Source organism: Streptomyces sp. SID9727 (assembly GCF_010550605.1).
GTDB lineage: Bacteria > Actinomycetota > Actinomycetes > Streptomycetales > Streptomycetaceae > Streptomyces.
The window spans coordinates 16,776-38,199 of sequence record NZ_JAAGNI010000014.1 but is presented as its reverse complement, the minus strand read 5'-3'; the positions used below and the strand labels follow the sequence as shown (position 1 = coordinate 38,199).

General features: G+C 72.1%; 16 protein-coding genes and 1 pseudogene. 10 read left to right on the top strand and 7 right to left on the bottom strand.

Going from position 1 to position 21,424, the window contains the following annotated elements; translation table 11 throughout:
* Together G3I41_RS00970 and G3I41_RS00965 are read right to left on the bottom strand one after the other, a co-directional pair.
* Positions 1 to 586, bottom strand: a pseudogene (locus G3I41_RS00970) (FUSC family protein); the annotation flags it as partial.
* 120 nt (positions 587 to 706) lie between these two features.
* The gene (locus G3I41_RS00965; RefSeq protein ID WP_164398379.1) at positions 707 to 1,549 is read right to left on the bottom strand and encodes a phospholipid scramblase-related protein; all 843 of its coding nucleotides are present in this window, start codon (positions 1,547 to 1,549) and stop codon (positions 707 to 709) included.
* 115 nt (positions 1,550 to 1,664) lie between these two features.
* Here G3I41_RS00965 and G3I41_RS00960 point away from each other — a divergent pair, with 115 nt between their 5' ends.
* The 4 genes from G3I41_RS00960 (at position 1,665) to G3I41_RS00945 (ending at position 4,823) form a co-directional block, all read left to right on the top strand.
* Positions 1,665 to 2,084, top strand: a complete 420-nt coding sequence (locus G3I41_RS00960) for a hypothetical protein (protein WP_164398378.1) — start codon at positions 1,665 to 1,667, stop codon at positions 2,082 to 2,084.
* Between the two features lie 95 nt (positions 2,085 to 2,179).
* Positions 2,180 to 2,845: a DUF3105 domain-containing protein gene (locus tag G3I41_RS00955; RefSeq protein WP_164398377.1), complete on the top strand. Its 666-nt coding sequence runs from the start codon at positions 2,180 to 2,182 to the stop codon at positions 2,843 to 2,845.
* A complete protein-coding gene (locus G3I41_RS00950; protein WP_164398376.1) occupies positions 2,842 to 3,492 on the top strand; it encodes a DUF305 domain-containing protein in 651 nt (216 codons plus the stop codon). The genes G3I41_RS00955 and G3I41_RS00950 overlap by 4 nt, the downstream gene beginning before the upstream one ends.
* An 89-nt stretch (positions 3,493 to 3,581) precedes the next feature.
* Complete coding sequence (locus G3I41_RS00945) at positions 3,582 to 4,823, top strand: ROK family protein (RefSeq protein WP_164398375.1); 1,242 nt, start codon at positions 3,582 to 3,584, stop codon at positions 4,821 to 4,823.
* A 58-nt stretch (positions 4,824 to 4,881) separates the two neighbouring features.
* Here the strand turns inward: G3I41_RS00945 and xylA are convergent, their stop codons facing one another.
* Positions 4,882 to 6,051: a xylose isomerase gene (gene xylA / locus G3I41_RS00940; protein WP_164398374.1), complete on the bottom strand. Its 1,170-nt coding sequence runs from the start codon at positions 6,049 to 6,051 to the stop codon at positions 4,882 to 4,884.
* 229 nt (positions 6,052 to 6,280) lie between these two features.
* Between xylA and xylB the strand changes: the two genes are divergently transcribed.
* From xylB to G3I41_RS00925, 3 genes are all read left to right on the top strand, one after another.
* A complete protein-coding gene (gene xylB, locus G3I41_RS00935; RefSeq protein WP_164398373.1) occupies positions 6,281 to 7,771 on the top strand; it encodes a xylulokinase in 1,491 nt (496 codons plus the stop codon).
* 84 nt (positions 7,772 to 7,855) lie between these two features.
* Complete coding sequence (locus tag G3I41_RS00930; RefSeq protein WP_164398372.1) at positions 7,856 to 9,127, top strand: VWA domain-containing protein; 1,272 nt, start codon at positions 7,856 to 7,858, stop codon at positions 9,125 to 9,127.
* Positions 9,127 to 9,960, top strand: coding sequence for a hypothetical protein (locus G3I41_RS00925; RefSeq protein ID WP_164398371.1), 834 nt, complete (start codon positions 9,127 to 9,129; stop codon positions 9,958 to 9,960). The genes G3I41_RS00930 and G3I41_RS00925 overlap by 1 nt, the downstream gene beginning before the upstream one ends.
* 49 nt (positions 9,961 to 10,009) lie before the next feature.
* Here G3I41_RS00925 and G3I41_RS00920 read toward each other — a convergent pair whose 3' ends face one another.
* The 4 genes from G3I41_RS00920 to G3I41_RS00905 all read right to left on the bottom strand — a co-directional run bounded on the left by G3I41_RS00920 (position 10,010) and on the right by G3I41_RS00905 (position 17,142).
* Complete coding sequence (locus tag G3I41_RS00920) at positions 10,010 to 11,197, bottom strand: GDSL-type esterase/lipase family protein (RefSeq protein ID WP_164398370.1); 1,188 nt, start codon at positions 11,195 to 11,197, stop codon at positions 10,010 to 10,012.
* Between the two features lie 37 nt (positions 11,198 to 11,234).
* Positions 11,235 to 11,813 carry a TetR/AcrR family transcriptional regulator gene (locus tag G3I41_RS00915; protein ID WP_164398369.1) on the bottom strand — a complete coding sequence of 193 codons (579 nt, stop codon included), beginning with the start codon at positions 11,811 to 11,813 and terminating at the stop codon, positions 11,235 to 11,237.
* 132 nt (positions 11,814 to 11,945) lie between these two features.
* Complete coding sequence (gene yicI, locus G3I41_RS00910; RefSeq protein ID WP_164398368.1) at positions 11,946 to 14,225, bottom strand: alpha-xylosidase; 2,280 nt, start codon at positions 14,223 to 14,225, stop codon at positions 11,946 to 11,948.
* 52 nt (positions 14,226 to 14,277) lie between these two features.
* Positions 14,278 to 17,142 carry a glycoside hydrolase family 3 C-terminal domain-containing protein gene (locus tag G3I41_RS00905; RefSeq protein WP_164398367.1) on the bottom strand — a complete coding sequence of 955 codons (2,865 nt, stop codon included), beginning with the start codon at positions 17,140 to 17,142 and terminating at the stop codon, positions 14,278 to 14,280.
* A gap of 523 nt (positions 17,143 to 17,665) precedes the next feature.
* Between G3I41_RS00905 and G3I41_RS00900 the strand changes: the two genes are divergently transcribed.
* The 3 genes from G3I41_RS00900 (at position 17,666) to G3I41_RS00890 (ending at position 21,391) form a co-directional block, all read left to right on the top strand.
* Positions 17,666 to 19,273, top strand: a complete 1,608-nt coding sequence (locus tag G3I41_RS00900; RefSeq protein ID WP_164398383.1) for an extracellular solute-binding protein — start codon at positions 17,666 to 17,668, stop codon at positions 19,271 to 19,273.
* 82 nt (positions 19,274 to 19,355) lie between these two features.
* Positions 19,356 to 20,432 (top strand): ABC transporter permease subunit, encoded by a 1,077-nt coding sequence (locus tag G3I41_RS00895; RefSeq protein WP_164398366.1) that lies wholly within the window; start codon positions 19,356 to 19,358, stop codon positions 20,430 to 20,432.
* Positions 20,429 to 21,391, top strand: a complete 963-nt coding sequence (locus G3I41_RS00890) for a carbohydrate ABC transporter permease (RefSeq protein ID WP_164398365.1) — start codon at positions 20,429 to 20,431, stop codon at positions 21,389 to 21,391. Before G3I41_RS00895 ends, G3I41_RS00890 begins: the two co-directional genes overlap by 4 nt.
* The last annotated feature ends 33 nt before the right edge of the window (positions 21,392 to 21,424 follow it).

Sequence of the window (21,424 nt, the reverse complement as noted above, 5' to 3'; positions counted from 1 at the left end):
CGTCGAGGGCGCGGGCGGTGGCGCGGCGTTCGGGGCCGTCGCGGCGGACGAGCGCGGGGGCGACGACGGCGACGAGCCAGGCGACGGCACCCGCGCCGAGGGTCAGGGCGAGGTGGCCGGGCACCTGGGCGAGCGTCTGGGGGACGAACAGGGCGGCGGAACTGACGAAGGTGAAGATCACCGGTCCGGGCGGCCCGATCCGGGTCGCGTCGCAGAGGAGCTTCTGGCCGGCGGCCAGGAGCGCGCCGACGGCGATGAGGACGGCGGCCGATCCGGTGAGCGAGGCGACGACGAGGGCGGCGCCGAGGCCGGCGGTCATCCCGAGGACGACCCCGGCGACGGTGCCGGCGCGCCGGGCGTACGGGAGGCTGTGGCCGTACAGCGCACAGAGCGATCCGGCCATCGTGTACATCACCAGGTCGAGCCGGCCGAAGGCCAGGAGCACCAGGTTGGGTATCGCGGTGGCCACGACGACGCTGGTGGCGGGCTTGAACCACATGTCGGACGGCCGCGCCAGGCGCAGCGGACCGGTCAGCGGGAGCCTGCGGACGGCGGACCTGGGGGACCTGATGGTTGTATCGCTCACTCATTTACTTTAACAGGTATTACACAAGTAAAACACTTGGAGCGAAACCAGGCCCCGGACACGGCGCCGCCCGCGCCCCTCGGACGAGGGGCGCGGGCGGTCGGGCGTACGGGGCCGGGCTCAGCCCAGGCCGCGGGCGTCCTGCTTGAGGGCGGTGTCCACGGTCAGGGCCGTCGCCACCACGAGGCTCAGGAGCGGCTCGGGCAGCTGGTAGTGGATCTGGAGGACATAGTTGTCCGCCGTCGTGAACAGCGTCTTCGCGAGCCCTTCCCAGGTCTTGGTGATACGGGCGATCTCCTGATCGTTGTGGTCGACGATCGCGAAATTCCAGGCGCGCCAGTTCTCGGCCTTGATCGCGCCGATCTGCTGCCCGCCGGCCATGATCGCGAAGTTGATCTTTCCGATGGCGTTCTGCTGGACGATCTCGCCGACCGGCTGACCGTCGGGGCGCTCCACGACGACCCGGGACTTGATGAACTTCGCGGGGCGGGTCAGCAGCAGCTGCGGCTGCCCGTACGCGTCGCGGATCTCCAGGCGGTGGGTGAGGTACTGGTCGATGCTGGTCAGGAACCGCAGCACCTTGCGCAGGGAGCCCTGGCCGACCTGGACGACCGAGCCGATGGTGTTGCCGTGCTGGTCGAAGACGCTGTACTCGTTCGTCACCTCGATCAGCTTGGCCTTCTGGTTCACGACCAGGACCTGCTGATCGAAGAGCGAGCCACCGGGGGCACCGCCCTGCGGGTGCTGCGGCGCACCCTGCTGGGGGACGGCCGCGGGCCGCTGCGGCGCCGCCTGCTGCTGGGGCACCCGGGCCTGCGGCTGCGACTGCGCGGGGGCCTGGGCCCGATCGCCCGCGGGGTGGGTGTGCTCCGTCCACTGGGAACCGTCCCAGTAGCGCAGCAGCTGAAGGTCGCCGTGCGGATCGGGATACCAGCCCGCAGATACGTTCGAGTGCGTGGTCACCGGGGCACACTATCCCGCCATGGCCGGAATCGAACTGCTCGTCTGCGGATCCACAGGTTCACCATCTCTCCCGCGCACTGCTTGAAACTTCAACGCGCCGCGTACGATGTGCGGGATGAACAGGGTGAGCGAGGGGGCGGAGCGGCTGCGCGGCACCGGTGCGCCGGTCGTGCTCGCCTGGCTGTTCGTCCTGGTCGCACTCGTCTCGTGCTGTGCGCCGCAGTCCGTACGCCCTCACGCCTCCCCCGAGTTCGCCCCCGCCTCGGCCCTCGCGACACCGACCGGCCTCACGGTGGTCCGGGTCGTGGTGGCCGACGCACCGGGCGACCGGGGCGTGGGTGATTCCTGCCACGGCGCCTCGCCGCATTCGGCGCCCGTCGTGCTGCCCGCCCAGCCGGGCCCGGCGGCGGTCCCCTCGACGGCCGTGGCGCTTCTCCCGCACCGCCCCCTGACCGGCGGCGGGACGATCCGGGGCCCCTCCAACGACGCGGTCGGCGAGGTCGACCCCCTGCGCCTTCAGGTTCAGCGGACCTAGGACGGCCGGAGACGCCCCGTGCCCGTTCCCGGGTGCGGCGCCTCCCCCTGCCGTACGCAGTCCGTCTCACGCCCCCATGAACCCGAGGACCCGCCATGGCTTCCGCCGACCAGCAGAACACCCGCAAGCAGAACAACCCCGCCGCCGCCCGCCGCGCCAAGCTGGAGGAGGCCCGCCGTCAGGAGCGGGCCCGTGAGCGCCGCTCCCGCGTCATCACGCTCGCCGTCGGCGTGCTGGTGGTCGCCGGCCTCGTCGTCGGGGGCGGTTATCTGATGAACGCGGCCGATGAACAGGACAAGGCCGAGGCGGAGGCCAGGACCTCGCCCGTCACCGGTGAGAAGAGCTGGGACAAGCTCACGCAGAACCATGTGGAGAAGACGGTCGACTACCCGATGAACCCGCCGGTCGGCGGCGACCACAACCCGGTCTGGATGAACTGCGACGGGGACGTCTACACCCAGTCGATACCGAAGGAGAACGCCGTCCACTCGCTGGAGCACGGCGCGGTGTGGGTCACCTACACCAGCAAGGCGAAGCCCGCGGACGTCGAGAAGCTGAACGCGCGGGTGTCGTCCACGCCGTACTCGCTGATGAGCCCGGTCGAGGACCAGGCGGCGCCGCTCATGCTCAGCGCCTGGGGGAAGCAGCTCACGGTGAAGAGCGCCACCGACGCCCGCGTCGCGCAGTTCTTCACCAAGTACGTGCAGGGCCCGCAGACGCCGGAGCCGGGCGCCGCCTGCACCGGCGGGATCGCCAAGTGACGGCCGCCCCGCGCACCTCGCGGCCCCTGGTGCTGGCCGGTGGGGCGGTGCTGCTGCTGGCGCTCGCCCTGATCGCGCTGACCTTCGTACGTCCTTCGACGTCGGCGCCCGCGGCTGCGGCTTCCGCCTCCGCGCCGGCCGAGTCCTCGGCCGACGTGGGGTTCGCACGCGATATGGCGGTCCACCACCAGCAGGCGGTCGAGATGTCGTTCATCGTCCGCGACCGCACCTCGGACGAGGCGGTGCGCCGGCTGGCGTTCGACATCATCAACACCCAGGCCAACCAGCGCGGCATGCTCCTGGGATGGCTGGAGATGTGGGGACGGGCGAAGAGCTCCCCCGGACCGCCCATGGCCTGGATGGGGCACACCTTCACCCCGAGCGGTGACGGCGCGCTGATGCCCGGAATGGCCACCGACGCCGAACTGGACGCGCTGCGGAAGGCCAAGGGCAGGGACGCGGAGATCCTGTTCCTGAAGCTGATGACCGCGCACCACAAGGCCGGCGCGGAGATGGCGCAGGCGGCGGCCTCCGCGGCGAGGACCGAGGAGATCAGGAACCTGGCGTCGGGCATGGCCCTGGCCCAGAAGTCGGAGATCGCGCTCATGGCCGACATGCTCGAGGAGCGCGGGGCGTCCGCCCCCTGAGACGAACCGGGCCCCGCCGTCGCGCGGGGCCCGGTTCGTCCGGATCGCGACCGTACTGGCGTACGGAATCACATAGGCTCAGGTCCGATATGAAGAGCAACCTCACTCCGCTGGGGCCCAAGGCCGACAAGGACACCGTCCGGCGCAGCAACCTGAGCCTCGTCCTGCGGGCCGTCCGCGACGAGGGCGAGGGCGAGGCGACCCGGGCCGGTGTCGCCGCGCGCGTGGGGCTGACCCGGGCCGCCGTGTCCTCACTGGTCGAACAGCTGCTCGAAACCGGGTTCCTGACCGAGTCCGGCAAGACCTTCAGCGGGCAGGCCGGCCGCCCCGGGACCGCCCTCAAGACGGCCCGCACCGGACCGGCCGGGCTCGGGGTCGAGGTCAACATCGACTACGTGTCGGTGTGCGTGGTCGACCTGGCCGGCACCGGCCGCGTCCGCCTCACCGAGCACCTGGACAACCGGGGCACCCCGCCCGCCGAGGTGCTGGCACGGGCGGCCCGGATCGCCGCGCGCACCCTGGACTCGGCGCGGGAGCAGGAGCTGCACCCGGTCGGCGTGGCCCTGGCGCTGCCGGGCCTGGTCTCGGGCGGCGCGGTGCGCCAGGCCCCGAACCTGGGCTGGAACCAGGTCCCGGCCGAGGAGCTGTTCGCCGCCGCGCTCACCGCCGAGCACCCGGGCCACCAGGAGCTACCGGTCCGCTCGGAGAACGAGGCGAACCTGGCGGCCCTGGCCGAGCTGTGGTTCGGCGGCCTGGAGCGCATCCGCAGCTTCCTCTACCTGACCGGTGAGATCGGCGTGGGCGGTGCGCTGGTGATCGACGGGGAGCTGCTGCGCGGGGCGCACGGCTTCGCCGGGGAGATCGGCCATGTGGTGGTGGACCCGAGCGGTCCGCAGTGCCGGTGCGGTTCGCGCGGCTGCCTGGAGCAGTACGCGGGACAGGCGGCGCTGCTGCGGGCGGCCGGGGTCGACGGGGGCGGCGGGCTCGGCGTCGCGGAGCTGGAGAAGCGGGTGCGAGCGGGCGACGAGCGGGCGGTCGGCGCGGTCGCGGAGGCCGGGCGGATGCTGGGGCGCGTGCTCTCGGGCGCGGTCAATCTGCTGGACCCGGACGCGGTGGTGCTCGGCGGGATCTACCGGAACCTGATGCCGTGGCTGGCCGCGCCGGCCGACGGGGAGCTGACGGGCCGGGTGGTGTCCGGGCTCTGGGCACCCGGCGGGGGCAGGCTGCGCGCGTCGTCGGTCGCGGGTGACGCGGCGCGGGGCGCGGCGGCGCTGGTGATGACCGATGTGCTGGCCGACCCGGTGGCGTACGCGCGTCCGGCGATGGCCTGACACACAGGGAAAGGGGGGCGGACGCCTCGCGCGTCCGCCCCCCTTGGTGCCCGTCGTGTCAGCGGACGCCGAGCAGGTGGTCCATCGCCAGCTGGTCCAGGGCCTCGAACGCCATGCCGCGCTCGGCCGCCGCGTCCACGTCGAACTCCTCGAACGCGGAGCGGTCGGCGAGCAGGCCGGCCACGCCGTCCTCGGCGGTGCGCTGGGCCAGCTCGTCCAGGCGGGAGGCGCGCAGGGCGTCCTGGACGGCCGGGTCGGCGCGGAAGGCGGCGGCGCGCTCCTTGAGGATCAGGTAGTTGCGCATGCAGCCGGCGGCGGAGGCCCAGACACCGTCGTAGTCCTCGGTGCGCGGCGGCTTGAAGTCGAAGTGGCGCGGGCCGGCGTAGTCGGAGTTCTCCAGGAGGTCGACCAGCCAGAACGCCTGGCGCAGGTCGCCGGCGCCGAAGCGGAGGTCCTGGTCGTACTTGATGCCGGACTGGCCGTTGAGGTCGATGTGGAAGAGCTTGCCGGCCCACAGGGCCTGGGCGATGCCGTGCGGGAAGTTCAGCCCGGCCATCTGCTCGTGCCCGACCTCCGGGTTGACGCCGACCATCTCGGGGCGCTCCAGGCGCTCGATGAAGGCGAGGGCGTGGCCGATGGTGGGGAGGAGGATGTCGCCGCGCGGCTCGTTCGGCTTGGGCTCGATGGCGAACTTGAGGTCGTAGCCCTGCTCGGTGACGTAGTCGCCCAGGAGGTCGAAGGCTTCCTTCATGCGGTCGAGCGCGACGCGGATGTCCTTGGCGGCGCCGGACTCGGAGCCCTCCCGGCCGCCCCAGGCGACGTAGGTGGTGGCGCCCAGCTCGACGGCCAGGTCGATGTTGCGCATGGTCTTGCGCAGGGCGTAGCGCCGGACGTCCCGGTCGTTGGCGGTGAAGGCGCCGTCCTTGAAGACGGGGTGCGTGAAGAGGTTCGTCGTGGCCATCGGGACGACGAGACCGGCCGCGTCGAGCGCCTGGCGGAATCGCTTGACGATGCCCTCGCGCTCGGTGTCCGAGGAGCCGAAGGGGATCAGGTCGTCGTCGTGGAAGGTCACGCCGTACGCGCCCAGCTCGGCCAGGCGCTGGACGGAGTCGACCGGGTCGATCGCGGTGCGCGTCGCGTCACCGAAGGGGTCGCGGCCCTGCCAGCCCACGGTCCACAGGCCGAAGGTGAACTTGTCCTCAGGGGTCGGTGCGAAGCGTTCCGTCATGGTGGTGCCGCCTTCGGGGCCGTGGGTCCGCAGCCGGTCGGGCGGCCGAACCTCAATTTGTTCACTGTCATGACTAATCATGCACGGGCAGCCCCGGCGCCGTAAAGCCCCCGGGGCCGAGAGGTCGGCGCGCCGCTCCGGCGAACCCGGAACCAGGCCTGTTCCGGACGGGTTCGATCACGTAATTTGTTTTGCGTACGATCAAATACATCAGCGAATGAGGTCAGCCATGCCGCCGCATACCGTCGTCATCGGTGTGGACAGCTCCACCCAGTCCACCAAGGCGGCGTTCACCGACACCGCCACCGGCCGGCTGCTCGCCGTCGGCCGCGCTCCGCACGTGGTCACCGGCGAGGGCGGTGCGCGCGAGAGCGACCCCGAGGTCTGGTGGCAGGCCCTGCGCGACGCGGTCGCCGCCGGGCTGAAGGAGTCCGGGACCGCCGCGACGGACGTGGTGGGCATCGCGGTCGCCGGCCAGCAGCACGGCCTGGTCGTCCTGGACGCCGAGGGCCGCCCGCTGCGCCCGGCCCTGCTGTGGAACGACACCCGGTCCGCCCCGCAGGCCGCCGCCCTCACCGCCGCGCTCGGCGGCCCCGACGCCTGGACCGCGCGCACCGGCTCCGTCCCGGTGGCCGCGATGACCGCGTCGAAGTGGCAGTGGCTGCGGGAGAACGAGCCGGAGACCGCCGAGGCCGCCGCCGCGGTGCGCCTGCCCCACGACTTCCTCACCGAGCGGCTGTCCGGACGGGCCGTCACCGACCCGGGCGACGCCTCGGGCACCTGCTGGTACTCCACCGCGACCGGCGCCTACGACCCCGAACTCCTCGCGCTCATCGGCCTCGACGCGGCACTGCTCCCCGAGGTGGCGCCGAGCGGCGGGGCCCGGATCGGTTCGCTGACGGACGCCGCCGCCGAGGCCCTGGGCCTGCCCGCCGGGATCGCCGTCGCGGCGGGCACCGGGGACAACATGAGCGCCGCCGTCGGGCTCGGCCTGGGCGGCGGCGGACTCCTGGACCACCCGGTGCTGAGTCTGGGCACCTCGGGCACGGTCTTCGCGGCATCCCGGACCAGGCCCGCCTCGGCCGCGCTCTCCGGGTTCGCGGCGGCGGACGGTACGTACCTGCCGCTGGCCTGCACCCTCAACTGCACGCTCGCCGTGGACAAGGTGGCGGCGCTGCTCGGCCTGGACCGCAATGACGCGGCGCCGGGCGGCGAGGCGGTCCTGCTGCCCTACCTGGACGGCGAGCGCACACCGGACCTGCCCACGGCGGCCGGCCTCCTCACCGGACTGCGGCACGACACGACCCCGCAGCAACTGCTCGGCGCCGCCTATGAGGGCGCGGTGGTGACCGTGCTGCGGGCGCTCGACGAGCTGTCGCGGGCCTGCGGTCTCGACCCGGCGGACCCCGAGGTGGCGGGCCGTCCGCTGCGCCTGATCGGCGGCGGCGCGCAGGGGCGCGTGTGGGTGGAGACCGTACGGCGGCTGTCCGGGCGGCCGGTGATCGTGCCGGGCGCCGGGGAGCTGGTGGCGCTCGGAGCGGCGGCGCTCGCGGCTTCGGCGGCGACGGGGGCGGACCCGGTCGCGGTCGCCGCCGGCTGGGAGACCGGCGCCGACCTGCTCCTGGAGGCGGTGGAGCGGGACCTGGCGGCGTGGGACCGGGTCACCTCCGTACTGGAGCGGGCGGCGGGTCCGCTGCTCGGCGGAGAGCGCCCCGCCTGACCGGTCATCACGTTGCCGCTGTGCGCGCGCACAGCGGCAACCGGCCGTTTTGGATAGCGAACTGATGTTCACTAGTATCCGGCGATGATCATAAGAAGAAGGCTGACGGCCGGGGTGGGCATCCTGCTCGCCACCCTGACCGCCGGGCTCGGCTCGGCGCTGCCCGCGTCGGCCGACGAAACCCCCACGAAAGCCTCCCCCAAGGTCGAGCTGGTCCTCGACGTCAGCGGTTCCATGCGGACCCGCGACATCGACGGCCAGTCCCGGATGAGCGCGGCGAAGCACGCGTTCAACGAGGTCCTGGACGCGGTGCCGGAGCAGGTGCAGCTCGGCATCCGCACCCTCGGCGCCGACTATCCGGGCGACGACCGCAAGGTGGGCTGCAAGGACACCAAGCAGCTGTACCCGGTCGGCCCGCTGGACCGCACCGAGGCGAAGACCGCCGTCGCCACGCTCGCCCCCACCGGCTGGACCCCGATCGGCCCCGCGCTGCTCGGCGCCGCCGACGACCTGGAGGGCGGCGACTCCACCCGCCGGATCGTGCTGATCAGCGACGGCGAGGACACCTGCGGCCCGCTCGACCCGTGCGAGGTCGCCCGCGACATCGCGGCGCGCGGCATCCACCTGGTCATCGACACGCTGGGCCTGGTGCCCAACGCGAAGATCCGCCAGCAGCTGACCTGCATCGCCGAGGCCACCGGCGGCACGTACACGGCCGTCCAGCACACCGACGAACTGTCGGGCCGCGTGAAGCAGTTGGTGGACCGCGCGGCGGAGCCCGTGGTCACCCCGGTCGCCACGAAGGGCGCCGACAGCTGCACGGACGCACCCGAGCTGAAGCCGGGCCTCTACACCGACCGCGAGAAGTTCGCCGAACACCGCTGGTACAAGGTCGAGCTGCTGGCGGGGCAGGAACTGCGCGCCTCCGTCAGCGTGTTCGCCGACCGCGCCGTCAACAACGACTACGGGATGCTGCTGCGCGCGGTGACCACGCACGGCCGTGAGATCGTCCGGGGCTCCGAGTCCGGGACGGGACGCACCGACGCCATCTCGTCCGGGCTGCGCTACCCGAAGCCCGAGCAGGACGACGACGACGCCAAGCCGGCCGCGGAGACCGTCTGCCTCCAGGTCAGCAACTCGTTCTCGGCCCCGGCTTCGGTGAAGACCACCCCCGGCATGCCGCTGGAACTGACCGTCGACGTGGTGGACGCCCCCGACGAGGCGGCGGACGTCGCCGCGTTCGGCCTGGGCCACGGCTGGTGGCTGCTGGGCCTGCTCACCCTGACCGGCCTGATCGTGGGTCTGCTCTTCGGCTGGATCTCGCGCTGGCGCATCGCCGTCTGGAGGACTCGCTGATGTCCCGTACGAGACGTGCGCTCGCGGGCGCGCTGCTGACCGGCCTGACCCTGCTGACCGGTGCGTCGGCCGCCGCCGCCGACGACGCGTCGCCGAGCCCGAGCGCTTCCGGTGACGCCTCGGGTCCCACGGAGGCCGGCACCACCTTCCGTACCGCCACGGCGATCCAGCAGGGCGAGACCGCCACCGCCGGGGCGTCCACCGGCGACTACCTGTACTGGGTCTTCCCGGCCGACGCCGGGCAGCGCGCCACGGTGACCGCAAAGGTCACCCTGCCCGAGAGCGCCGCCCGGCACGGGGCGCAGACCTGGCAGGTCGACGTGTACGACGGGCTGCGCCGCCGCCAGGCGTGCATGTACGGCAAGCAGACCGGTACCGCCGCGGCCGACGCCGCCACGGTGGAGCTGACCTGTGTGCTGCGTACCGTCCGGGCCAACGCCGAGCCGTGGGCCAACGACCCGCTGCCGGGCAGCTACTACGTACGCCTCACGGTCGTGAATCTGGCCCAGAACGACCTCGGTCTGCCGGTCCGCACCGAGGTGGAGGTGAACTCGAAGGACCAGGGCGGGTCCTCCGACGTGGACGGCAGCCTGTCGAAGCCGCTGGTCCCGGGGGTCTCCTCGGCCGAGCAGGCTTCGGACGACGGCACGGACGCCTCCGCCGAGCCGGCCGCGCTCGCCGGCGAGCCCGAGGACGGCTGGTACTCCGGCTGGTGGACCAGCCGCTGGCTCTGGACGGCCGGCGGCGGCCTGCTCGCCGCCCTGGCGGGCGTCTTCGGCTACACGGTGACCCGCGGCCGCGGCCGCCCGTCCCACGTGCCGCCGGGCGCCTGACGGGAGGGCCGGGGCCGGGCGGGCGCGGGCCCGCCCGGCCCCGGCGCGTTCACGAGGGAGCGAACGCCCCCGCCGCCCCGAAGGCCAGCGCGGCGAAACGGTCGCCCATGCGGAGGTGGGTGGCGGCGTCCGGGTGGAGGGCGTCGGGAAGGGGGAGCTCTTCCGCGTCCGCCTCGCCGTACAGCTCGCGGCCGTCCAGGTAGTGCAGGTGCGGGTCGTCGGCGGACCGCCGTTCCACCAGGCGGGCCAGTTCGTCGCGGATGACGCGGAGCGTCAGCTTGCCGGTGGCACGGCCCTCGGGGTCGCCCATCGCCGCGAAGCGGACCCGGCCCTCGCCGAGCCGGCTGAAGTCGGGGACGCTGGGCCCGGGGGTGTCCTCGTGGATGGGGCACAGCACGGGTGAGACCACCAGGAGCGGGGTGTCCGGGTGGCCCTCGCGCACGGTGTCGAGGAAGCCGTGCACCGCCGGGGCGAAGGCGCGCACACGCATCACGTCGGCGTTCACGAGGTTGATGCCGATCTTGACGCTGATCAGGTCCGCGGGGGTGTCCCGCATCGCGCGGGCCGTGAACGGGTCGAGCAGGGCGCCGCCGCCGAGGCCCAGGTTGACCAGTTCGACGCCGCCGAGCAGCGCCGCACGCGCGGGCCAGGTCGTGGTGGGGCTCGCGGCGTCGGAGCCGTGGCTGATCGAACTGCCGTGGTGCAGCCACACCGCGCGGCGGGAGTCCGGGACGGCCGTGACGGGCGCGTCGGTGCGCAGGGCGGCGACCTCGGTGCGCTCGTTGTACGGCAGCCAGACCTCGACGTGCTTCTCGCGGTCCGCGAGCCCGTCGAACCGTACGGACCCGACCGGCCCGGCGCTGAAGCGCGTCGCCCCGGTCGTCATGTCGACGTCGAGGACGTTGCCGCCGCTCGCCGGCCCCTGCGCCGCGAGGACGCCGTCCACCAGCAGGTCGTACAGCCCACCGGGCCTCGGCGGGACGCCCTGGTAGACGGTGCGGGTGCGACGCGCCACCAGCTCGACCACCGTGGCCCGGGTCCGGAAGACCAGTCGTACGCCGGAGGGCTGCGCCTCCGCCAGGGCGATCTGGCCGTCCGGTGCCTGGGCACGGGCGGCGGCGGGAAGCCGGTGCGGGAGAAGCCCGGCGTCGGTGCGCTCCACGTCGAGCGCGCCGCGCAGCAGGGCGGTGGTGACGGGGGTGGTGAACGGAAGGGGTGCGGGCGGGTCGGTGCTCATGGCTCCACCTGAGGTCTCGGGGTGCGGTCCGGCGGCGTTACGCCTGCCCCGGCGGAGGCCAGTTGCGCAGGAGGGCGTCCAGCGCGTCCAGCGTGCGGGTCCAGGACTCCTGCGCGTCGGGGGCGCTGTGGCTGAACCCGCCCTGGGCCTCCAGGCTGACGAACCCGTGGAAGACACTGCCGAGGAGCCGTACGGCATGCGTCTGGTCCGGCTCGGTCAGGTCGTAGCCCCGCAGGATGGCCCGGGTCATCCGCGAGTGCCGCCGGCCGGCACTGGCGGCCGCCGCTTCGGGATCCAGCGTCATCTGGGCCGCCGCGTACCGGCCGGGATGCTCACGGGCGTAGTCCCGGTACACGTCGCCGAAGGCGCTCAGCGCGTCCTTGCCGGCCCGCCCCGCGAGCGCGGCGGCGCCCCGGTCGGCCATCTCCTCCAGGGCGAGCAGCGCGATCCTGGTCCGCAGGTCCTGGGAGTTCTTCAGGTGCGAGTAGAGGCTCGCGACCTTGACGTCGAACCGCCGGGCGAGCGCCGAGACGGTCACCCGGTCGAAGCCGGCCTCGTCCGCCAGCTCGGCGCCCGCCCTGGTCAGGCGTTCGACGGTCAGACCCGCGCGCACCATGGTCGCCTCCTCGTCCGGGGACGGCCATCATGCTCCTGCCTAATGGTTTTAGGCAAATGGGGAGAGCCACAAGGAAAACGGGACGCGGGGCGGCGGGGACCCCCTCCCCGCCGCCCCGCCGGTGTGCGGGTGTCAGCCGGCCGGGACCGAGACGGTGCCCGTGCCCTCCGCCGCCGCTCCCGTCGCCTCGGCCACCACGCGGTACGGGCGGTCGATGCGCTCGGAGGTCACCGTGAGGGTGTCCCCGTCGCGTGCCACCCGGAAGGTGGCGGCGGTGGCGCCCGCGTGGTCCGGCACCGTCACCGTCGTACCGGCCCCCTCCGCGCCGCCCCCGAAGACGCGCAGCGTGAGTCCGTCCAGCCAGTCGCCGTCCGGGCGCTGGTCGTCGCCGCCCCAGGGCAGGACCGCGCCGGGCCGGACGAGGACCGGGAGGCTGTCGAAGCCGTGGGTCTCGTGGCGCCAGACGGGACCGGTGACCGTCTCACCGGTGAGCAGATGGGTCCAGGTGCCCTCGGGGACGTAGTACTCCACCTGCCCGTCCTCCGTGAAGACCGGGGCGACCAGCAGGTCGGGGCCGAGCATGTACTGCCGGTCGAGCATGCGGGTGGTCGGGTCGTCCGGGAATTCCAGGAGCATGGGCCGCATCACCGGGACGCCCGTGCGGTGGGCGGTGGCGGCGGCACCGTACAGGTACGGCATGAGCCGGTGCTTGAGCAGGGTGAACTTCCGGGCGACGTCCACCGCTTCCTCGCCGAACTCCCACGGCACCCGGTAGGAGACGTTGCCGTGCAGCCGGCTGTGCGAGGAGAGCAGACCGAAGGCGAGCCAGCGCTTGAAGACCGCCGGGTCCGGGGTGCCCTCGAAGCCGCCGATGTCGTGGCTCCAGAAGCCGAAGCCGGAGAGCGAGAGGGACAGGCCGCCGCGCAGGGACTCGGCCATCGCCGTGAACGAGGCGAAGCAGTCGCCGCCCCAGTGCACGGGGAACTGCTGGCCGCCGGCCGTGGCGGAGCGGGCGAAGAGGACCGCCTCGCCGTGGCCGCGCTCCTTCTCCAGGAGCTCGAAGACCGTCTGGTTGTAGACCTGCGCGTAGTAGTTGTGCATCCGCTCGGGGTCCGAGCCGTCGTGCCAGACGACATCGGTCGGGACGCGCTCGCCGAAGTCCGTCTTGAAGCAGTCGACGCCCTGGTCGAGCAGCAGCCGCAGCTTACCGGTGAACCACTCGCGCGCGGCGGGGCTGGTGAAGTCGACCAGGGCCATGCCGGGCTGCCACAGGTCCCACTGCCAGACGTCACCGTTGGGGCGCCGGACCAGGTGGCCGAGTTCGGCGCCCTCCGCGAACAGCGCCGACTTCTGCGCGATGTACGGGTTGATCCACATGCTGATCCGCAGCCCGCGCTCCTTGAGCCGGGCGAGCATGCCCTCCGGGTCGGGGAAGACGTCCGGGTCCCAGAGGAAGTCCGACCACTGGTACTCGCGCATCCAGAAGCAGTCGAAGTGGAAGACGGAGAGCGGGATGCCGCGTTCCGCCATGCCGTCCACGAACGAGGTGACGGTCTCCTCGTCGTACGCGGTGCAGAAGGACGTCGTCAGCCACAGGCCGAACGACCAGGCCGGGGGCAGGGCCGGGCGGCCGGTGAGCGCGGTGTAGCGGGCCAGCACCTCCTTCGGCGTCGGACCGGCGACGACGTAGTACTCCAGCGTCTGGTCCTCGACGCTGAACTGGACCTGCCCCACCGACTCGGAGCCGACCTCGAAGGAGACCTTGCCGGGGTGGTTGACGAAGACGCCGTAGCCACGCGAGGAGAGGTAGAACGGGATGTTCTTGTAGGCCAGTTCGCTGCTGGTGCCGCCGTCCGCCTGCCAGATGTCGACGCTCTGGCCGTTCTTCACGTACGGGGTGAAGCGCTCGCCGAGCCCGTAGACGTTCTCGCCGACGTCCAGGGCGAGCTGGGCGATCATGTGGTGGGCGCCGTCGGGGGTGGTGGCGAAGGCGGTGCCCTTGGCGTCGGCACCGGTCAGGCGGCGCCCTGCGGCGTCGGCGAAGGTGAGACCGAAGGGCCCGTCGGTGTCCATGCGCAGGGTCAACGGGCCGCTGGTGAGTTCGGTGACGCCTCCGTCCCTCCGGGTGCGGGCGCCGGAGCCCGCCGGGTCGAGCCCGGGGAAGGCGAAGTCCGGGCCCCGGCGTGCCTTCCCGGCGTGGTGCGTGACGCGGACGCCGATGATCCCCTCGGCCGGGGAGAAGCAGTCGACGGTGATGAGCGGGGTGTTGAGGGTGTCGCCGCGCGCGGCCACCGGTTTCACCGCCGCGTAGGCGGTGAAACGGTCGGCGCTGACGCGCAGATCGCGGATCTCGGTCGCGTAGGAGGCGCGTACGCCCTCACGCATGAGCCAGAAGCCGTCGGTGAACTTCATGCGGACTCCTTGCCGGGGGCAACGGGACGGGGGACGGGGAGGCCGCGGCGCGTCACGCGCCGGCCCCGGTGAAGCGGAGCCGGGCCAGCCGGACGGTGCCGCGCAGGGCGACGCGCAGGTCGCCGACGCCGGAGGCGGTCAGGCCGGCGTGGAGGGTGCGGTGGTCGTACGGTCCGTCCGTGGCGGGCACCGGGACGGTGACGGTGGTGCCGTCGACGGTGATCAGGACGGCCCCCTCCCCCGAGGCGAGCACCTCGACCCCGCTCGTGCCGGCGCCGAAGTCGCACCGGCGGTACAGGAGTTCGTTGGGCTCCATGGTGGCGGTGACCGCGTCGCCGTCCGTCTTGGCCCGGTCCACGATCGCGGTGCCCAGCTGCTCGTCGTAGTCGGCCGCCTCCAGACCGCGGTCCAGGACCGGGCGCGGCGCGGCCGGTTCGCCGTCGACGGTGACGACCGTGAGGCACCGGATGTCCGTGCTGGAGGCGCCCGCCTGGATCTCGTAGGCGCCGGGCTCGACGGTCCAGCGGCCGTGCGCCACGTCCCAGTGGCCCAGCTCCTCCACCGGCACGGTGAACGCGACGCGCTCCGCCGCCCCGGGAGCCAGGTGCAGCCTGCGGTGCCCGGCGAGTTGGCGCAGCGGCCGGGGTACGGACGGGGCCACCGCCCGTACGTACAGCTGGGCGACCTCGTCGGAGGCGACGGTGCCGGTGTTGGTGACGTTCAGCGAGACGTGCAGCAGGTCGCCCTCGCGGACGGCGGTCAGGTCGCGGTACGTGAAGTCGCTGTAGGTGAGCCCGTGGCCGAAGGGGTAGAGCGGGGCGCCCTCGTAGTAAAGGTAGGTCTGCCGGGAGCCGATGATGTCGTAGTCCAGGAGGCCGGGCAGCTCCGCGTCGGAGGCGTACCAGGTCTGCGGGAGCCGGCCGGCCGGGGAGACGTCGCCGGCGAGCACGCGGGCGAGCGCGGTGCCCGCCGCCTGGCCGCCGTGCGCGGTCCACAGCAGCGCGGGCAGCGTGGCGGCGGCGTCCGTCAGGGCGTACGGGTAGGCGGAGGTGACCGCCAGGACCGTACGCGGGTTGGCGGCGTGCGCGGCGCGCCAGAGGCGCTCCTGCTGGGCGGGCAGGTCGAGGGTGGCGCGGTCCTCGGTCTCGCGGCCGTTGATGTGCGGGTCGTTGCCGACGACCACGATCACGGTGTCGGCGGCGGCTGCCGCGCGGGCGACGGCGTCCTCACCGCGCTCGGCCACCTCGGTCTCGAAGACGGTGCCCGGGGCGACGGGATTCTCCCCGTCCGGGGCGGCAACCTTTACGCCGTCGGCGGCGACTGAGACATACCCACCCGTTCCGATGTGCAGAAGGCGGTGACCGCCGGCATGACCTTCCACCGCCTCCCACCGGAAGGTCTCCTGGACGACCCAGCCGCCCGGCTCGTCCGCGGAGGCGCGTACATACCCGTCCTCGGCGACCGAGAGGTAGCGGCCGCCAGGCTCCCGCAGGGTGATCACACCGCCGCCCCAGTCCACGAGCGCCAGCTCGGACGGGGTGTCCGTGCAGGTCAGCGGCGGGAGGTCGGTGCGTCCGGCGAGCAGGGCCGGGTCGAGGGCGCCCTCCGCGCCGCGCGCCGCGTCCCCGGCCGGGTCCGCCTCGGGGATGTGCAGCCAGCCGTCCGCGCACTTGACCCGGACCAGGTCGGCGCCCTCGGCGTGGATCACGCGGTCGGCGCCGAAGCGGTCGCGGAGTCCGTCGAGCGGGGTCGAGCGGTGGATCAGGGTGCCGCTGTACCAGTCGAGCTTGCAGGCGTCCGCGAGGAGCCCGACGACGGCGACGGTCCGTCCGGCCTCCGGTTCGAGCGGCAGCAGCCCGTCGTTCTTGAGGAGCACGACGGCCTGCTCGGCGGCCTCCAGGGCGAGCGCCCGGTGCTCCTCGGTGTCCAGGGCGTCGGTGTCGGCGTACGGGTCGACGTCGGGGTCGAACTCGCCGAGGGCGAAGCGCATGTGGAGCAGGCGGCGGACGGCGGTGTCGATGTCGTGCTCGTCGATGAGGCCGCGCTTCAGGGCGCCCTGGATGCGGCCGGTCATGACGGAGGGGTCCTGGCCGTGGTCGGTGAAGCTGTCGACGCCCGCGCGCAGGGCGGCGGCGGTCGCCTCCTCGTGGGTGTCGAAGTAGTGCTCGGAGTCGACCAGGTTGCTCGGTGCTCCGGCGTCGGAGCAGACGGCGAGGGGCTGTCCGGTCCAGGTGCGCAGGTGCTGGGAGAGCAGCGGCGACACGTGGTTGGGGCGGCCGTTGACCAGGTTGTACGCGGGCATCACCCCGGCCACCGCCCCCGCCCGGACGGCGTCCCGGAAGGCTCTGAGGTCGTACTCGCGCAGCACCCTCGGGCGGACCGAGGAGGACGAGGTGTCGCGGTCGGTCTCGTTGTTGTGGGCGAGCCAGTGCTTGAGGACGGGAGCGGTCCGCCAGTAGTGCGGGTGGTCGCCGCGCAGGCCCCGGGTGTACGCGACCGCGATGGCGGAGGTGAGCCCGGCGTCCTCGCTGTACCCCTCCTCGCCGCGCCCCCACAGCGGGTGGCGCAGGAGGTTGACGGTGGGGGCCCAGACATTGAGCCCGACCCGGTCGTCGTGGGCGCGCTTGGTGCGGACCTCGTCGCCGACGGCCGCGCCGATGCGGCGGACCAGGTCGTCGTTCCAGGTGGCGCCGAGGCCGACTGCCTGGGGGAAGACCGTGGCCCGCCCCATCCAGGCGACGCCGTGCAGGGCCTCCTGGCCGGTGCGGAAGGCGGCGAGCCCGAGCCGGTCGACCGCCGGGGCGAACTGGTGCAGCATCGCGACGCGCTCGTCGGGGGTCAGCCGCCGGAGCAGGTCGTCGACGCGCTCCGCGAAGGGCAGTCGCGGATCGCGGAAGGGCTGCGGTTGTTCCGTCACGTGCGGGTCCTTCGTCAAAGGTGGGAGGTATGGCGGTGCCGGCGCGTCGTGCGGGCCACTGAGCAGCCTCGGACGATCTTTCGAAGCGCTTCGATGCTCGACGGCCAACCCCGCGCATGTCAAGGGTCGGTGACGGACCCGCGCTTCCGGTTCTCCCTCCCCGCCTCGGGAAACGGTTCGGAAACGCATCGGAGGATTCCGGCAACGAAGTCTTGTGCGACACAGACCCTTCACTTAACCTCGCTGCAACATCGAAGCGCTTCGACATCGCTTCGATGGGGCGCCCGGCGCCCTGGATTTCCCGGGACGGCGACACGTTCAGCCGCCGCCCAGTTGAACCGCTTCACCTGGGGCCGGTGACACCGGCTCAGCCAGTAACGCTCCACCTCAGACACAGGAACCGAACGGCGGTCGCCCCGCCGCGTGTCGTCCTGGTGCGCCTCGAAGGGTTGACGCAATGACGCCGAATTCCTCCCCCTCCGCCTCGTCCCCGAGCCGGAGAAGCTTCCTCGCCACGGGTGCGGTGGCGGCCGTGGCCGTGGCCGGCGGGGTGCCGCTGCTCGCCGCGTGCGGCGGTTCCGGCTCCGGTGCCGGGAGCAAGGAGGGCACGACCACGGGCAAGGCCCTCAAGAAGGTCGTGCCGAGCTACGTGCCGCTGAACCTGGTCCAGCCCGATGTCCCCGGCGTCAACGGTTCGAGCCCCGGCTTCACCAAGCTCCCCGACCCGCTGGTGGTCTCGGTCAAGTCGGTGCCGGGCAAGGGCTCGAAGTTCCGGGTCATGACCCCGCTCTGGGGCACGGTCCCGAAGAAGAACAACCCGTACTACACGGCCGTGAACAAGGCGGTCGGCGCGACGCTCGACTTCGACCCGCAGGACGGCAACACGTACCAGGACAAGATCGGCGCGGTCCTCGCCGGTTCGGACGTCCCGGACGTCATGACGATCCCCGGCTGGAACATGCAGGGGCAGATCCGCAACGCCATCACCGCGAAGTTCGCCGACCTCTCCCCGTATCTCGCGGGTGACGCCGTCAAGAAGTACCCCAACCTGGCCAACATCCCCACCGGCGCCTGGCAGTACTCGGTCTTCGGCGGCAAGCTGCGCGGCCTGCCCATGCCGACCCCGATCATCGGGAACGCGATCTTCTACCGCAAGGACCTGATCGGCTCCGGCGCCGTTCCGGCGAGCACGGACGACCTGCTGGCCTTCGGCAAGGAGTACACCGCCCCCAAGAAGAAGGTGTGGGCCTTCGACGATCTGTGGGTCTGCATCCAGAAGGTGTTCGGGCTGCTCCCGGACGCGCCGCACTACTGGCAGCTGGAGGACGGCAAGCTGGTCCACAAGATCGAGACGCAGGCGTACCGGGAGGCGCTCGCCTTCGCCCGCAAGCTCCACGACGGCGGGTACGTCCACCCGGACGCCGAGGCCGGCAAGGACGCCGACTCCAAGATCCGCTTCACCAGCGGACACGTCGTCATGTACAACGACGGCACGGGCGGCTGGAAGGGCATGGTCACCGAACAGGCCACCGCCAACCCGAAGTTCGACATGCAGGCGCTGGACTTCTTCAGCCCCGACGGCGGCAAGCCGACCCTGTGGCAGGACGACCCGGCGGGCATCTTCACCTTCCTCAGCAAGAGTCTCCCCAAGGAGAAGATCGAGGAGTTCCTCGCGATCGCCGACTACGCGGCCGCGCCGTTCGGCACCGAGGAGTTCATGCTCACCAACTACGGCGTGAAGGGCACCCACTACACGATCAAGGACGGGTCCCCGACGTACACCCCGCAGGGTGTCGAGGAGGCGCAGCCCTCCACCTTCCTGTTCGTGGCCTCCCCGCCCACCTCCATCGCCTACCCGGACCAGCCGCAGCTGGCCAAGGACTACGCCGGCTGGATGGCGCGCCAGGCGCCGAACATCAAGAAGCCCCTCTTCTTCGGCATGCAGGTGGTCGAACCGCAGCGCTACGCCTCCCTGTACACCCCGTTCGACGACCTCCAGAAGGACATCCGCCGGGGACGCAAGAAGGTCAGCGACGTCGAGGACGCGGTGAACACCTGGAAGAAGAGCGGCGGCGACAAGCTGCGCGACTGGTACCAGGACATCCTCGACAAGAACGGCTCCGGCAACTGACGCGTACGTACGAGAACGAAGGGGCCGCCGGGCACACGCAGTCCGGCGGCCGGGGTCAGGAGCACGACATGGGGAGCACAGGGTGAAGGCACGGGCCACGGTCGCGGCCGACCCGGGCGGCACCGCCGGCGGGGCGAGCGCCCCGGCCGCCGGGAGCGGCACCGGGGACGGTGACGGCGAGGGGACGAGGAGCACGGGCAGGTCGCGGGCCGGGGGCGGCTCCCGGCCCCGGAAGGAACAGGGCGGAATCACCTGGCGGCAGCGGCTGCGGCGGGACCGCACGCTGATCCTGATGACGATGCCGGCCATCGCGCTGCTGCTGGTCTTCAACTACATCCCGCTGCTCGGGAACATCGTGGCCTTCCAGGACTACGACGTGTACGACCTGGGCATCACGGGCAGCCCGTTCGTCGGGTTCGACAACTTCACCCGGATCTTCGAGGACTACCGCTTCTGGGAAGTCCTCGTGAACACGCTGGTCATCTTCGTGACCCAGCTGGTCCTGTTCTTCCCCATCCCGATCGCCATCGCGCTGCTGCTCAACACGATCATGAGCGCGCGGGTCCGGGCCTGGGTCCAAGCGGTCGTCTATCTGCCGCACTTCTTCTCCTGGGTGCTCGTCGTCACCGTCTTCCAGCAGATGTTCGGCGGCGCCGGGCTGGTCGCCCAGTGGCTGCGGGAGCACGGTCACGAGGGCTTCGACCTGATGACCGACCCCGGGTTCTTCAAGTTCCTGGTCAGCGCGCAGGCCGTGTGGAAGGACGCCGGCTGGGGCGTCATCGTCTTCCTGGCCGCGCTCGCCGCCGTCAACACCGATCTGTACGAGGCCGCGGCCGTGGACGGAGCCGGCCGCTGGCGCCGCATGTGGCACGTCACGCTGCCCGCGCTCCGCCCGGTCATCGCCCTGCTGCTCGTCCTGCGGGTGGGCAGCGCGCTCAACCTCGACTTCGAGCAGATCCTGCTCCAGCGCGACCAGGTGGGCGCGGGAGCCTCGGAAATCCTGGACACCTACATCTGGTGGACGGGCATCAAAACCGGCGACTTCGGCTACGCCGCCGCCGCCGGCATCTTCAAGGGGCTGTTCAGCGTCGCCATGGTGCTGGGTGCCAACAAGGTCGCCCACATGCTGGGCGAGCAGGGGGTGTACTCCAAGAAATGACGACTCTCCTGGACCAGCGGGCGGAGCCGGCGCCCCGCACCGAGACACGCCTCCAGCGCGCTCTGCGCATCGAACCGCGCCCCGTGTGGGAGGAGGAGCCGACGAAGGCCGGCCTCGCCTTCAAGGGCTTCGGGCTCGTCGCGATCTGCGCGGTCATCATCATCCCGATCTGGGTGGTCCTGGTGACCAGCCTCTCCGACACCAGGACCATCAACGACGCGGGCGGCCTGGTCGTCTGGCCGAAGCACATCACGTTCGTCGCGTACAAGGAGCTGCTGAGCGGGGGCGCGGTGACCCGTGCCGCCGCCGTCAGCGTCGGCCTCACCGTCGTCGGTACGGCCGTCAGCATGATCGTCTCGGTCCTCTGCGCGTACGGGCTCAGCCGCCGCGACTCGTACGCGCACCGGCCGCTGCTCATGACGCTGATGGCGACCATGTTCTTCGGCGCCGGGCTCATCCCCACGTATCTGCTGGTCACCGGCATCGGGCTGAGCAACAGCTACTGGTCCATGATCCTGCCCAGCGCGATCAGCGTGTTCAACGTGCTGGTGCTGCGCGGCTTCTTCATGGACACCGCGCCCGAACTCATCGACGCGGCCCGCATCGACGGGGCAGGCGAGTGGCGCATCCTGATCCAGATCATCATGCCGCTGTCGCGGGCCGTGATCGCCGTGATCTCGCTGTTCTACGCGGTCGGCTACTGGAGCCAGTGGTTCAACGCGATGCTCTACATCCAGGACAGCGACAAGTACCCGTTGCAGATGATCCTGCGTCAGCTGGTCCTCCAGCACCAGGTTCCGCCGGGAGCCATGGGCGCGGCCGTGAGCAACGGGCAGATCAACAGTCTCGCCGTGCAGATGGCGGTGATGATCCTCGCACTGATCCCCGTCGCGGTGCTGTCGCCGTTCGTCCAGAAGCACTTCCAGAAGGGCATGCTCACCGGCGCCGTGAAGGGCTGACCCGCCACTCCTCCCCCCGCAGACCCCCACCCC